14 protein-coding genes are annotated in these 12,664 nt (G+C 67.9%); 8 read left to right on the top strand and 6 right to left on the bottom strand.

The features are described from left to right. Positions 1-2: 2 nt before the first annotated feature. The 3 genes from D0Z60_RS03100 to pgi are packed head-to-tail and all read right to left on the bottom strand — an operon-like array spanning position 3 to position 4,482. Positions 3-1,628 carry a phytoene desaturase family protein gene (locus D0Z60_RS03100; protein WP_118856901.1) on the bottom strand — a complete coding sequence of 542 codons (1,626 nt, stop codon included), beginning with the start codon at positions 1,626-1,628 and terminating at the stop codon, positions 3-5. Next, entirely contained in the window at positions 1,625-2,980 is a 1,356-nt protein-coding gene (gene gorA / locus D0Z60_RS03095; RefSeq protein WP_118856900.1) for a glutathione-disulfide reductase, read from the bottom strand. The genes D0Z60_RS03100 and gorA overlap by 4 nt, the downstream gene beginning before the upstream one ends. After that, positions 2,977-4,482, bottom strand: coding sequence for a glucose-6-phosphate isomerase (gene pgi / locus D0Z60_RS03090; protein WP_118856899.1), 1,506 nt, complete (start codon positions 4,480-4,482; stop codon positions 2,977-2,979). The genes gorA and pgi overlap by 4 nt, the downstream gene beginning before the upstream one ends. Before the next feature lie 74 nt (positions 4,483-4,556). On the opposite strand from pgi, the gene lepB reads away from it, so the two are divergent. The 4 genes from lepB (at position 4,557) to era (ending at position 7,427) form a co-directional block, all read left to right on the top strand. Continuing rightward, the gene (gene lepB / locus D0Z60_RS11870) at positions 4,557-5,351 is read left to right on the top strand and encodes a signal peptidase I (RefSeq protein ID WP_240325520.1); all 795 of its coding nucleotides are present in this window, start codon (positions 4,557-4,559) and stop codon (positions 5,349-5,351) included. After that, entirely contained in the window at positions 5,348-6,028 is a 681-nt protein-coding gene (rnc, locus tag D0Z60_RS11865) for a ribonuclease III (protein ID WP_240325519.1), read from the top strand. Before lepB ends, rnc begins: the two co-directional genes overlap by 4 nt. A 38-nt stretch (positions 6,029-6,066) precedes the next feature. Then, on the top strand, positions 6,067-6,396 hold the full coding sequence (locus D0Z60_RS03080; RefSeq protein ID WP_118856898.1) for a GIY-YIG nuclease family protein: 330 nt from the start codon (positions 6,067-6,069) through the stop codon (positions 6,394-6,396). A gap of 128 nt (positions 6,397-6,524) precedes the next feature. After that, a complete protein-coding gene (gene era, locus D0Z60_RS03075; RefSeq protein ID WP_118856897.1) occupies positions 6,525-7,427 on the top strand; it encodes a GTPase Era in 903 nt (300 codons plus the stop codon). Here era and D0Z60_RS03070 read toward each other — a convergent pair. After that, positions 7,424-8,179, bottom strand: coding sequence for a hypothetical protein (locus tag D0Z60_RS03070; RefSeq protein WP_118856896.1), 756 nt, complete (start codon positions 8,177-8,179; stop codon positions 7,424-7,426). The two genes, era and D0Z60_RS03070, sit on opposite strands and share 4 nt — an antisense overlap. Positions 8,180-8,370: 191 nt before the next feature. Beyond that, on the bottom strand, positions 8,371-9,057 hold the full coding sequence (locus tag D0Z60_RS03065) for an NAD-dependent deacylase (protein WP_240325518.1): 687 nt from the start codon (positions 9,055-9,057) through the stop codon (positions 8,371-8,373). 66 nt (positions 9,058-9,123) lie between these two features. On the opposite strand from D0Z60_RS03065, the gene D0Z60_RS03060 reads away from it, so the two are divergent. Genes D0Z60_RS03060 through nth form a run of 4 tightly spaced genes read left to right on the top strand, consistent with a single transcriptional unit; the run spans position 9,124 to position 11,661 of the window. Beyond that, on the top strand, positions 9,124-9,522 hold the full coding sequence (locus tag D0Z60_RS03060; protein ID WP_118856894.1) for an acyl-CoA thioesterase: 399 nt from the start codon (positions 9,124-9,126) through the stop codon (positions 9,520-9,522). 1 nt (position 9,523) lies between these two features. Then, a complete protein-coding gene (locus D0Z60_RS03055) occupies positions 9,524-10,273 on the top strand; it encodes a DUF72 domain-containing protein (RefSeq protein WP_118856893.1) in 750 nt (249 codons plus the stop codon). Positions 10,274-10,282: 9 nt separating this feature from the next. Next, a complete protein-coding gene (dapB, locus tag D0Z60_RS03050; protein WP_118856892.1) occupies positions 10,283-10,996 on the top strand; it encodes a 4-hydroxy-tetrahydrodipicolinate reductase in 714 nt (237 codons plus the stop codon). After that, the gene (gene nth / locus D0Z60_RS03045; protein WP_118856891.1) at positions 10,993-11,661 is read left to right on the top strand and encodes an endonuclease III; all 669 of its coding nucleotides are present in this window, start codon (positions 10,993-10,995) and stop codon (positions 11,659-11,661) included. Before dapB ends, nth begins: the two co-directional genes overlap by 4 nt. On the opposite strand, the gene alr is transcribed toward nth, so the two are convergent. Next, positions 11,630-12,661, bottom strand: coding sequence for an alanine racemase (alr, locus tag D0Z60_RS03040; RefSeq protein WP_118856890.1), 1,032 nt, complete (start codon positions 12,659-12,661; stop codon positions 11,630-11,632). The genes nth and alr overlap by 32 nt on opposite strands. Between the last annotated feature and the right edge of the window lie 3 nt (positions 12,662-12,664).

Raw genomic sequence — 12,664 nt, 5'->3', positions numbered from 1 at the left:
GCTCATCCTGAGGAGCGACTGAGCGAGCGAAGCGAGGCGAAGGCGCGTCTCGAAGGACCCGCCCGATCAGCCAGCACCGCCATCGCCGCATTATGCCCGGGCGCACCGGTTACGCCGCCGCCGGGATGCGCGCCCGATCCGCACAGATAGAGTCCCGCCAGCGGCATGCGGTAATCGGCAAAACCGATCATCGGCCGGGCGCTGAACAATTGGTCGAGCCCCATCTTGCCGTGGAAGATGTCGCCGCCGATCAAGCCGAAGCGGCGCTCGAGGTCGAGCGGCGAATGGATCTGCCGCGCGACGATCGAGCTGGCGAACCCCGGCGCATGCTCCTCGACCGTCGCGATCACCGCGTCCGCCGCCGCCTCGCGCTCATCGTCCCACGAGCGGCCGTCCGGCAATCTGTAGCGGAAATGCTGGCAGAACAGGCTCGCGACATGCTTGCCGCGCGGCGCCAGGCTCTTGTCGAGCGTGGTCGGGATCAGCATCTCGACCACCGGCTTACTCGACCAGCCGTCGCGCCCCGCATCGTGGAATGCGCGGTCCATGTAGGCCATCGACGGGCCGATGATAATGCCTGCCGTCAAATGGTTACCGCGCCCCGGCAACACCTTGAAATTGGGCAGTTTATCGAGCGCCACGTTCATTCGGAACGTCGCGCTCTCGCACTGCCAGTGGGCGAAGTGATGGCGCGTCGAGGAAACCACTGCACTGTCCGGCACCAGCCGCTCGAACAGCAGCCGCGGGTTGACCCCCGCCACCACGCACCCCGCGCGATACTGCTTGCCGCCGGCCACCACGCCTGCCGCGCGGTCCTTCTCGACGATTACCTCGCTGACCGGCGAGCCGAGCACGATGTCGACCCCCGCCTCGCGGCAGGCGGCGGCCATCGCCGCCGTGATCGCCCCCATCCCGCCGATCGCATGGCCCCACGCTCCGGCCACTCCCGCTGCCTCGCCGAACAGATGGTGGAGCAGGACGTACGCGGTGCCCGGCGAGTAGGGCGAGGCGAAATTGCCGACGATTCCGTCGAAGGCGAACAGCGCCTTGGCCATGTCGCCGGCGAAAAAGCGATCGAGGATGTCGCCCGCGCTGCGCGTCGCGAAGGCGTGGACCGTGCGCACCTCGTCGGTCGATAGCCCGACCAGATCGCCGCCGAGCCGAAGCATGTTGGGCAGCCCACGAAGGCCCGCCCCGGCCTCGACCGGAGCGCGCAGCAGCCACTTTTTGATCAGCCGCACCACTGTCTCGAGCTCGGCATTGTAGCGATCGTAGGCCGCGCCATCGCCCTTGTGATGTCGCTCGAGCTCGCGCCGCGTCAGCCCGTCGCGCCCGGCGAGCAGATAGCGGCCGTCGCTCGCGGGCAGGAAGTTGTCGGTCTTGCGAAGCACGACCTTCAGCCCGTGCCGCTCGAGCGCCATCTCGCGGATCACTTTGGGCTGGAGCAGCGAGACGGTGTAGGCGGCCGCGCTGTTGCGAAAGCCCGGGTGGAACTCGTCGGTCACCGCTGCCCCGCCGACCCGGTCGGCCGCCTCGACCACCGTGACCTTCAGCCCCTTGCGCGCCAGATAGTAAGCGCAGGTGAGGCCGTTGTGCCCGGCGCCGATCACCACCGCGTCGCTCGTCACCGCATCAGCACCAATTCTTCGGCCATCGACGGGTGCAGCGCGACGGTCGAATCGAAATCGCTCTTCTTCAATCGCGCCTTCACCGCGATCGCCGCGACCTGGAGCAGCTCGGGCGCGTCGGGCCCGATCATATGCACACCGACCACCTCGTCGCTCGCCGCGTCGACCACGAGCTTATACAGCGAGCGCTCGTTGCGGCCCGCCAGCACATTCTTCATCGGCCGGAAGTCGGAGGTGAACACCTTGACCGTGCCGAGCGTGTTGCGCGCCTCGCTTTCGGTCAGGCCGACCCCGGCCAGCGGCGGATGGCTGAACACCGCGCTCGGGATGGCGCGATAATCGACCTGGGCGTCGATCCCGCCATATTCGCGGTCGGCAAACGCCTGCCCCTCGCGGATCGCCACCGGCGTCAGCTGCACGCGGTCGGTGACGTCGCCGATCGCGAACACCGAATTGACGCTGGTCCGCGACTGCTCGTCGACCAGGATCGCGCCGCGCTCGCCGAGCTTCACCCCGAGCGCCTCCAGCCCGAGCCCGGCGCTGTTCGGCATCCGCCCGGTGGCGAACAGAACCGCGTCGGCCTCGATGTCGTCGCACCCGCTCATCGTCAGCCTGAGCGCCCCGCCGTCGACCTGCTCGATGCCCTCGAACGTCGCGTTGAACCGGAACTGGATCCCCTTCGCCAGGCTGATCTGGAGCAGCCGGTCGCGCACCTGCTCGTCATAGCCGCGCAGCAGTTGGTCGGAGCGGTTGACGATCGTCACCTTGCTCCCGAACTGATGGAAGATCCCCGCGAACTCGTTGGCGATATAGCCGCCGCCAGCGATCACCACGCGCTCGGGCAGCCGCTCCATCGTGAACACCTCGTTCGAGCTCATCGCATGCTCGATGCCGGCGATCGCCGGCATGTGCGGCCGAGCCCCGGTCGCGATCAGGACCTTGCCCGCGCGCACCTCGCGCCCGCTTTCGAGCCGCACCAGGTTCGGCCCGCCGAGCACCGCGCGCTCCTCGAACAGGGTCACCTTGTTGCTCTCGAGCGTCTGGCGGTAGAGCCCTTCCAACCGGTCCACTTCGGCCAGCACGTGGTCGCGCAGCACCGGCCAGTCGAAGCGGCACTGCTGGATATCCCAGCCGAACATCGCCGCGTCGTTCAGATCCTCGGCGAAATGCGCGCCATAGACCAAAAGCTTCTTGGGCACGCAGCCGCGGATCACGCACGTGCCGCCGACCCGATATTCCTCGGCAATCGCAACCCGAGCGCCGTGCGCCGCCGCGACCCGCGCCGCGCGCACCCCGCCCGATCCCGCGCCGATCACGAACAGGTTGAATTCGTCGCTCGCGCCGTTCGTCACAGGCCCGCCCTCTCGATCAGCGCCCGGGTCGATGCGTCGAACTCGCCCGCCGCCTCGGGATTGTCGAGCGCCCGCGCCATCTTCTTGCCAAGCTCGACCCCGAACTGGTCGAACGGATTGATCCCGAGCAGCACCGCCGCGGCGAACACGCGGTGCTCGTAAAAAGCGAGCAAGGCGCCCAGCGTCCGCGCGTCGAGCCGGTCGAGCAGGATGGTCGACGACGGCCGGTTGCCGGCGAATGCCCGCGCCGGATCGGCCGCCGCCTCGCCGGCCATCAGCGCCGCGCCTTGCGCGAAGCAGTTGCGCAGCAAGGCGCGATGATGCGCCGGGTCCTGGTCGTCGCCACGCTCGATCACCGCGACGAACTCGACCGGCACCAGATGCGTGCCCTGGTGGAGCAACTGGAACACCGCATGCTGCGCGTCGGTGCCGGTCCCACCCCAGGTGATCGCCGCGCTCGGCCCCGCCAGCGGCTCGCCGGCCGCGTTCACCGACTTGCCGTTTGATTCCATCTCCAGCTGCTGCAGATAGGAGGGCAACAGCCGCAACCGCTCGTCATAGGCGAACACCGCCCGGGTCTCGGCCCCGGCGACCTGGGTGTAGGCGAGGTCAGCGAAGGCCGCGAGCACCGGCGCGTTGCGCTCCAGCGGCGTCAGCCGGAAGTGGCGGTCCATCGCCGCCGCCCCCTCGAGCAATTCCTCGAATGTCTCCCAGCCGAGCGCCAGCGCGGCGGAAAAGCCGACCGACGACCACAGGGAATAGCGCCCGCCGACGCCCTCGTCGAACGGCAGGATCCGGGTCTCGTCGATTCCGAACTCGATCGCCGCCGCCGGATTGGCGGTGATCGCGATCACCCGCCCATAGGGATCCTCGACCCCCGCCTCGCGCATCCACTTGAGCGCCGCCTCGAGGTTCATCAGCGTCTCGGCGGTGGTGAAGGTCTTGCTGACCGCGCACACCAAGGTCGTCTCGGGATCGAGCGGGTCAGTCGAATCGTCGACCGCCAGCCCGTCGATGTTGGAAAGGATGCTGACCCCCACCTCGCCGGTGCCGCGGCCGAGCGAATCGAGCAGCAGTTCCGGCCCGAGCGCCGACCCGCCGATGCCGATGTGGAGGATCCCGCTGACATCGCCGAACGCCCCGCCCTCGATCGCGTCGATCAGCGAGCGCATGCGCTGGTGGCTCGCCGCCGCCGCCGCGACATGGTCCGGGTCGCCCTGCCCGCGCTCGGCGACGTGGGTCGCGGCTCGGCCCTCGGTGACATTGACGACCTCGCCCGAGAACAATGCCTCGCGCCGCGCCGCCAGCCCCTGCGCCTCGGCAATCGCGGCGAACTCGCCGAGCAGCGCCGCGTCGAGATGGGTCTTCGACCAGTCGAAGCGGATTCCCGCGACCTCGACCGAAAGCGTCTCGACCCGCTCCTCGTCGCCGGCGAACAGGCCGTCGAGCGGGGTAAGCTTGAGCGTCCTGAGGCGGGCGAACGGATCGGTCGTAGCGGGCATCGCGCCGCTCTTAAGCGGCCGTGCGGCAAATGCCAGCCTTGACCGGCCCGCCGCCCGGCTCGCAAGGGAAGGCGATGCGCGGCCCCCGCACGCCCAACACCCGATCGACCCTCCCCGCGTGGTTCTCGACCCTGCGCTTCTTTGCCTTGCTCGCGTTCGCCGCCTGGGCGCTGCGCAGCCTGGTCGCGGCACCCTTTTCGATTCCCAGCGGCTCGATGATGCCGACTATGCTCCCGGGCGATTATCTGTTCGTCGCCAAATGGCCTTACGGCTTCTCGCGCTTCAGCTTCCCGGCGCAGCTGCCGAGCTTCCCCGGCCGAATCCTCGCCCGCCTGCCCGAGCGCGGCGACGTCGTCATCTTCAAGCGCCCCGGCGAGGGGACCGACTGGGTCAAGCGCGTGATCGGCCTGCCCGGCGACACCGTCGAGCTACGTTCCGGCATGCTGATCCTCAACCGCCGCCCGGTCCCGCGCAGCGCGACCGCCGAAATTCGCCTGCCGCGCACTCCCAACACCGATTGCGCGATCGACGGCAGCCCCGACTGCCGCTACCCGGCGTTCGTGGAAACGCTCCCCAACGGCCGCCGCTACGTTACCCTCGACCAACTCGAGCGCGGCCCGGCCGACGATTTCGGGCCGATCGCCGTCCCCGCCGGCCATCTGTTCCTGCTCGGCGACAATCGCGACGACAGCGCCGACAGCCGCTTCGCCCTCGCCGACGGCGGGATCGGCCTGGTCCCGGTCGACCATTTGGTCGGCCGCGCCGCCTTCGCTTTCTGGTCGACCGACGGCAGCGCCGAGGCGGGCAAGCCGTGGACCTGGTTCAAGGGCCTGCGCCGCGAGCGGCTCGGCCAGGGCTATCAGCCGTGAGCGGAGCGTCCGACTTCCTCGAAAACGCGCTCGGCCACCGGCCGGCCGATCCGGCGCTGTTCGAGCAGGCGCTGACCCACGGCAGCCACGGCGGCGCCAGCTACGAGCGGCTCGAATTCCTCGGCGACCGGGTGCTCGGACTGGTCGTCGCCGACTGGCTCTACGAGCGCTTTCCCGACGAGCCCGAGGGCATGATGAGCCGCCGCTACAACGCGCTGGTCGCGCGCGAGACCTGCGCCGAGGTCGGCCGCGCGATTGGCGTTCCGGCCGAGATTCGCCTCGGCCGCCAGGCGAGGGAGGACCGCGCCACCGGCAGCGACAATGTCGTCGGCGACGTCGTCGAGGCGCTGATCGGAGCGCTCTATCTCGACAGCGGGCTAGCACCCGCCGCAGCCTTCATCCGCAAGAACTGGGCGCCGTTCCTCGACAGCCAGCGCCAAGCTCCGCAGCACCCTAAATCCGCCCTCCAAGAACTCGCCGCGGCGCGCAATTGGGGCACTCCGCACTACCAGCTCCTCGCCCGCTCTGGAGCCCACCACGCCCCGACCTTCCGGGTCCAGGTTACCGTCCGCGGCGGCGGCGAAGCCGAAGCGGAAGGCCCCTCCAAGCAAGACGCCGAGACAGCGGCGGCGGAGGCCTTGTTAGGGGAACTGGCAACCCCCAACCGCCCAGCCTGAGCTTCTCGAAGGCCTGCACTTCTGGGATGCGAAGGAACATGAGTTTCTGGGCCTACATGCTCCACTGCAACGCCGGACGCTTTTACGTTGGGCACACCGACGACCTCGAACGCCGGATCGCTCAGCACGAACGCGGCGCCCTGCCCGGCTTCACCCGCAACTATCTCCCCGTCGAATTGGTGAGGTCGCAAGAATTCACGACGCGTGCCGAAGCCAAGGAGGCCGAGCGCCAGATCAAAGGTTGGCGCCGCGACAAGAAGCTCGCGCTCATCCGCAATGATTGGGACGCAATCTCCCGCTTGGCGAAGTCGAAGAGCAGCCCTTCGACAAGCTCAGGGCAGACGGAGACGGGGAGTAGGCCTCAGTAAATCGAGGACTACCACAAACCGACCGGCCTGAGCTTGTCGAAGGCCTGCACTTCTCTATGGCGGTTGGATGACTTCCCCGGCCTCCGCCTTTCACTGCACCGCTGCTGATACCGTCAGGGCCCACCCCGATGCCTGACGCGCAGACCCGCTGCGGCCTTATCGCCGTTCTCGGTGCGCCCAACGCCGGCAAGTCGACCCTGGTCAATGCGCTGGTCGGGCAGAAGGTGGCGATCGTCAGCCCCAAGGCGCAGACCACCCGCGCGCGGCTGATGGGCATTGCGATCCACGGGCAGACCCAGATGCTGCTGGTCGATACGCCCGGCATCTTCGCCCCCGCGCGGCGGCTCGACCGGGCGATGGTCAAGGCGGCGTGGGAGGGCGCCAGCGATGCCGACCGGCTGGTGCTGGTGATCGATTCCGCAGCCAAGCTTGGCACAAAGGCCGAGCAGGTCATCGCCGGGCTCGAGGGCCGCCGCGAGCCGCTCGTGCTGGTGCTCAACAAGGTCGACCTGGCCGACAAGAATGCCCTGCTGGTGCTCGCCCAGTCGCTCCACACCCGGCTCTCGCCCGAGGCCGTGTTCATGGTCTCCGCGTCGACCGGCGACGGTGTGGCCGAGCTCAAGGCGCATCTCGCCGCGGCGATGCCGGCGGGGCCGTGGCATTATCCCGAGGACCAGCTGACCGACGCCACCGACCGCATGGTCGCGGCGGAACTGACCCGCGAACAGCTCTATCTCCAGCTCCACGCCGAGCTGCCCTATGCCGCCGCAGTGGTCACCGAGCAGTGGGAGGAGCGGGGGGACGGCTCGGCCGCGATCCACCAGCAGATCCTGATCGAGCGCGACAGCCAGAAGGGCATCGTCGTCGGCAAGGGCGGAGCACGGTTGAAGGCGATCGGCCAGGCCGCGCGCGAGGCGATCGCCGAGCATCTCGGCCGCCGCGTCCACCTCTACCTCCACGTCAAGGTCGCCCCCCGCTGGAGCGAGGACAAGGCGCTCTACCGGGACATCGGCCTCGACTGGGCCGACTAGAACTTCAACGGAAGGGCGCGCACGCACGCCCCGCGATAGGTGCGCTGCAACGCCAGCCGGTCGGTCAATGCTTTGAGCCGCACCTCGCGCGGAACGTCCCGAAGCGCCACCCGCAGCATGTCGAGGTTCTGGCGGGCGACATTGACCAGCGTGGCGTTGTCCTGGTCGATTAGCGCGAGCGCCTCGAGCATCTGAACGCGGGCGGACGGCTCGATGACCCCATCGACCGCCAGTGGGCTCAGGCGTGCCGCTGCCGCGGCTTCACTGTCCTGCTTTCCTCTGGCGCGCTGGCTGCGCGTGTAGATTTCGGCGTAGGTTGCAACCAGGGAATCGGGCAAATGGTTGAGCGCGCCGGTCGTCTGCGCGCGCTCCCATGCCTCTCTCGGCCACAGTCGACCCGGCGCGCGATAGGCCGAGGGAAGCGATTGCTGGGTGGCCGTCGCGATAAGGTCCTGCCGGGTCATCATCGGCGAGGCGGCCCAGTTGCCGCGATGGCCCGCCAGGCCCGAATGAAGCCTTCGAAGCTGTCCGGTGAGGCAAGGCTGCACAATCAGCCTTTCGAATGAATCTGCCTCGTGCTGGAGCAATTCACTCTCGATCGCGTGCCTCGCCTGGACCGATTGGCCACGCCAGTACAGGGTGTCGGCGAGTTGCTGCGCGCCCAGCGCCAGGACGATTCCGACGAACACCACGCCGACCTCCCAGCGCAGCGCTGCCCAGCCCTGTGGCGGCCCCTTGAAACGCGTCGCCATGCAAACCCCCCGGTGTTGAGGCTAACAGGCCGCAGCTTTGGAACAAGCCTGACGCCTGTTTTGCTGTCCTACAGCGGCGCGATCTGTCATCATGCGGATTGGTCTTTGACCGGTCCGGCCTTGGCGTCCCATGTCCTTAACTTCGCGATCAGGTCCCCGAAAAGGCCGATCCTGCGTGAAAGTCGTGAAGCTTAGGCGGCATCCGTAAGCAGCTCGTCGACCCATTTCGGCACTTCGACTCCAGCCAATCCGAATCGGTGCTCGTCGAAGAAGATTCTCCCCTGGCTCGGCTCGAGGTTGATCTCGAGCGTCGCCGCCCCGCGATAGGCCGCGGTCTGGACGAAGCCCGCCGCCGGATAGACCGCGCCCGAGGTGCCGATGGCGACGAACAGGTCGCACGCCATCAGCGCGGCGTCGATCGCTTCCATCTCGTAGGGCATCTCGCCAAACCAGACGATGTCGGGGCGGATCAGGCCCGGCAAAGCGCATTTGGGGCAGCGGGCGAACGAGTCCATCGGCCCGTCCCAGCGGAAGCGGTTGTTGCACGCCGTGCACCACCCGCCGCGGAGTTCGCCATGCATGTGCAGCAGCCGCCTCGACCCGGCCCGCTCGTGAAGGTCGTCGACATTCTGCGTGACAACCAACAGCTCGCCCGGCCATTCGACGTCAAGCCGGGCCAGCGCGCGGTGGGCGGCATCGGGCTCGACCTCACCAAGCCGGGCCCGCCGCGCATTGTAGAAATCGTGCACCAGGCCGGGGTCGCGGGCGAACGCCTCGGGGGTGGCGACATCCTCGATCCGATGATCCTCCCACAGACCGTCCGAGGCGCGGAACGTTGCCAGCCCGCTCTCCGCACTGATTCCGGCGCCGGTCAGCACGAGAATATTTCTTGTTGTTACATGCAACGCGTTGACACTCCTGTCAGTTGTGACAGCATAACCGCTATGACCACGACAACTTTCCGCTACCCGATCGGCATCCGCGCCGACGACATCGACCACATGGGTCATGTCAACAACAGCGTTTATCTGAAGTGGGTTCAGGACGCGGTGGTCAAGTTCTGGGAAACCGCCGCCCCGCCCGAGGCGGTCGCGCGGCATTTGTGGATCGCGCTGAGCCACGAAATCAAATATCGCCGCCCGACCTTTCTCGACGATCTCGTCGTTGCCGACGTGATCGCGGAAAAGGTCGCCGGTGCCCGGGCGATGTTCACCACCGTCATCCGCCGCGGGGAAGACGTGCTGGCCGAGGTCAAGTCGACCTGGTGCTGCCTCGACGTCGCGACCCGTCGTCCAGCCCGGCTCGCGCTCGACGTCGCCCGCCGGTTCCTGCCCGACGCCTGACGTGCCCGACATCCGGGTCGGCATCGGCGGCTGGACCTACAAGCCCTGGCGCAGTCTATTCTACCCGCCCGGCCTGGCCCAGTCGCGCGAGCTCGAATACGCCTCGCGCCAGTTCGGCGCGATTGAGATCAACTCGACTTTCTACAGCCGCCAGTCGCCGGCCAGCTGGCGGAAGTGGGCCGACGCGGTGCCCGACGACTTCCGCTTCGCCCTGCGCGCCTCGCGCTATTGCGTCACGCGTCCCCGTCTCGCCGACGCCGGTGAGGGCATCGGTAATTTCTACGCCCAAGGCATGGACCGGCTCGGCGCCAAGCTCGGCCCGACGCTGTGGATGCTGTCCGCGCGGCGCGCCTTCGACCGCGACGACATCGCTGCCTTTCTCGATTTGCTGCCCGAGCGGCTTGGCGACCGACCGCTGCGCCACGCAATTGAGCCGCGCCACGAAAGTTTCCGCGACCCCGGTTTTTTTGAACTCGCCCGCAGCCGCGGAGTGGCGGTGGTATTCGGCGACGATGACGACTTCCCTTGCATCGACGCCGACACCGCTGACTTCCGCTACGCCCGGCTCCAGCGCATGCGCGAGGAGGTCATGACCGGCTACGACGACGCCGCGCTCGGCCGCTTGGCGGCTTTGGCGGGGGATTGGCGCAAGGACAGCTTCCTGTTCCTCATCAACGGCGCCAAGCTGCGCGCCCCGGCCGCCGCCTTGGCGCTCCAGCAGCGGCTTGGAAAAGCCGCTGGGCCCGCCTAATCCAGCGCCATGCGCACCGATCAGCAGCCGATCCGCCTCGCCTTGTTCGCGCCGGAAGGGAGGATGGGCCAGGCCATCGCCGCGGCGGTCGCGACCAATCCCAGCTTCGTCATGCATTCGGACCACGCCGACGTGCTGGTCGACTTTTCCTCGCCCGACGGGCTGCGCGCAAGCATCGATCGGGCCGTTAGTGCCGGCATTCCGCTGCTGGTCGGGACGACCGGCCTTGGCGAAGGTCATCAGTCGCTCATCGCCGACGCCGCTGAGATCATCCCCGTCCTGAAAGCGCCCAACACCTCGCTTGGCGTCGCCCTGCTCGAGAATCTTGCCGAGCGCGCCGCCCGCGTTCTCGACGCAAACGAGTGGGACGTCGAGATCGTCGAAGCGCATCATCGCCTGAAAGCCGACGCACCGTCCGGCACGGCGCTCCACCTGGGCCAAGCCGTCGAGCGCGGGCGGGACATGGACGCCAAGGAGGAGCTTGGCCGCTCCGGGGTCGGACTTGCTCGCGAGCCGGGCAGCATCGGCTATGCCGCGGTGCGCGGCGGCACCGTTGCCGGCGATCACGACGTTCTGTTCCTCGGCCCCGACGAGCGGATCATCCTGTCGCACCGCGCCGAAAACCGGGCGATCTTCGCTCGCGGAGCACTGGCCGGAGCGCGCTTCCTGGTCGGGCGCCCGGCCGGGCTCTACACCATGAAGGACGTGATCGGCGCCGAATGAACCGGGCGCAGATCTTCGAATTCTACCGCCGCCTGGCCGAGGCCGACCCCGAGCCGCAGGGTGAGCTGGAGTATGTGAACCCGTACACCTTGCTGGTGGCGGTCGCCCTTAGTGCCCAATCGACCGACGCCGGGGTCAACAAGGCAACGCGGCCCTTGTTCGCCGAGATCACGACGCCCGAAGCCATGCTTGCGCTCGGCGAGGAGGGCCTGCGCGAGCGGATCAAGACCATTGGCCTGTTCAACACCAAGGCGAAGAACGTCATTCGCGCGGCCAAAATGCTGGTCGAGCGCCATGGCGGCGAGGTGCCGCGCGACCGCGACCTGCTCGAGCAGCTTCCCGGGGTCGGCCGCAAAACCGCCAACGTCGTGCTCAACACCGCGTTCGGCGAACCGCGTATCGCCGTCGACACCCACATCTTCCGGGTCGCTAACCGCACCGGCCTGGCGCGCGGCAAGACGCCACTCGAAGTAGAACTCAAGCTTGAGAAGGTCACGCCCGAGCCTTTCCTGCTCGGCGCGCATCAGTGGCTGATCCTCCACGGCCGCTACATCTGCAAGGCACGGCTGCCGGAATGCTGGCGCTGCCCGGTCGTCGATCTGTGCGCCTACAAGGCCAAGGTCCTCGAACCGCCTAAGTCCAGAGCCGGCCAAAGCGATCGCTGAGCCCGGTCAGCAATTCATATTGCGACAGCCCGGTCGCTTCAGCGGCGACCGGCAGGTCATAGTCCAGCGCGACCCAGTCGCCTTCGCGCAGTTCTGCTGCCGCCGAGCAATCGAGCGCGATCAGGTCCATTGAGACGCGGCCGACCAGCGGCAAATCAAGGCCACCGTATTGCGCCCTGCCCTTGCCGGCGAAATAGCGCAGATAGCCATCGGCATAGCCGACATTGGCAATCGCCACCTCGGTGTCGATTTTCGCAACCCAAGTGGCGCCATAACCGACGCTTTCTCCTGCGCGCACCGTACGCCGCTGGATGATTTCGGCTTCGGGGAACACGACTTGGGCGATGGCCGCAGCTGCCTCGCTTCGCGGCACGCCGCCGTACAGCGCCAGGCCGGGTCGCGTGAGGTCGAACCCAAAATCCGGTCCGAGACAGATGCCGGCGCTGTTGGCGAGCGAATAGCGCCGTGCCGGCACCGCGGACCGAACCGCTGAAAACCGCTCAAGCTGGGCGCGGTTGAGCCCGCTGTCCTCGTCGGCCGAGGCAAGGTGGCTCATCAGCGTATCGATTGTCAGCCCGTCGAGCAGTCCGATCTCGTCGCTGCGCAGACCGAGCCGGTTCATGCCGGTGTCGATCATCACGTCGCACGGACGGTCTCCCGCAGCCTCTTTCCAGCGCGCGACCTGCTGCGGCGTGTTCAGCACCGGCCGCGCTGCTCCCGCGAGAGCCGCCTCAATGTCGTCCGGCCCGACTCCATGGAGCACGCTTAGCGAAGCCCCTTCGGGAAGCGGCGAAAGCGCTTCCGCCTCCGCCCATGTCGAAATAAAGAAATCGCGGCAGCCCGCTTCGGCCAGTCGCTTGGTCACTTCCATCGCGCCAAGCCCATAGCCGTCCGCCTTGACCGCAGCGCCCGCCGGAGCGTCGCCTTGCCGCTGCAACCAGCGCCAGTTCGACTTGAGTGCGTCGGCATCGAGGCGGAGGCGAAGCGCGCGGTGGGTCACGTG

Origin of the sequence: Sphingomonas mesophila, from assembly GCF_003499275.1 — a bacterium.
Taxonomy (GTDB): Bacteria; Pseudomonadota; Alphaproteobacteria; order Sphingomonadales; family Sphingomonadaceae; genus Sphingomicrobium; species Sphingomicrobium mesophilum.
Note: the sequence above shows the minus strand (reverse complement) of the source record. Positions and strands in the feature narration are given on the sequence as shown.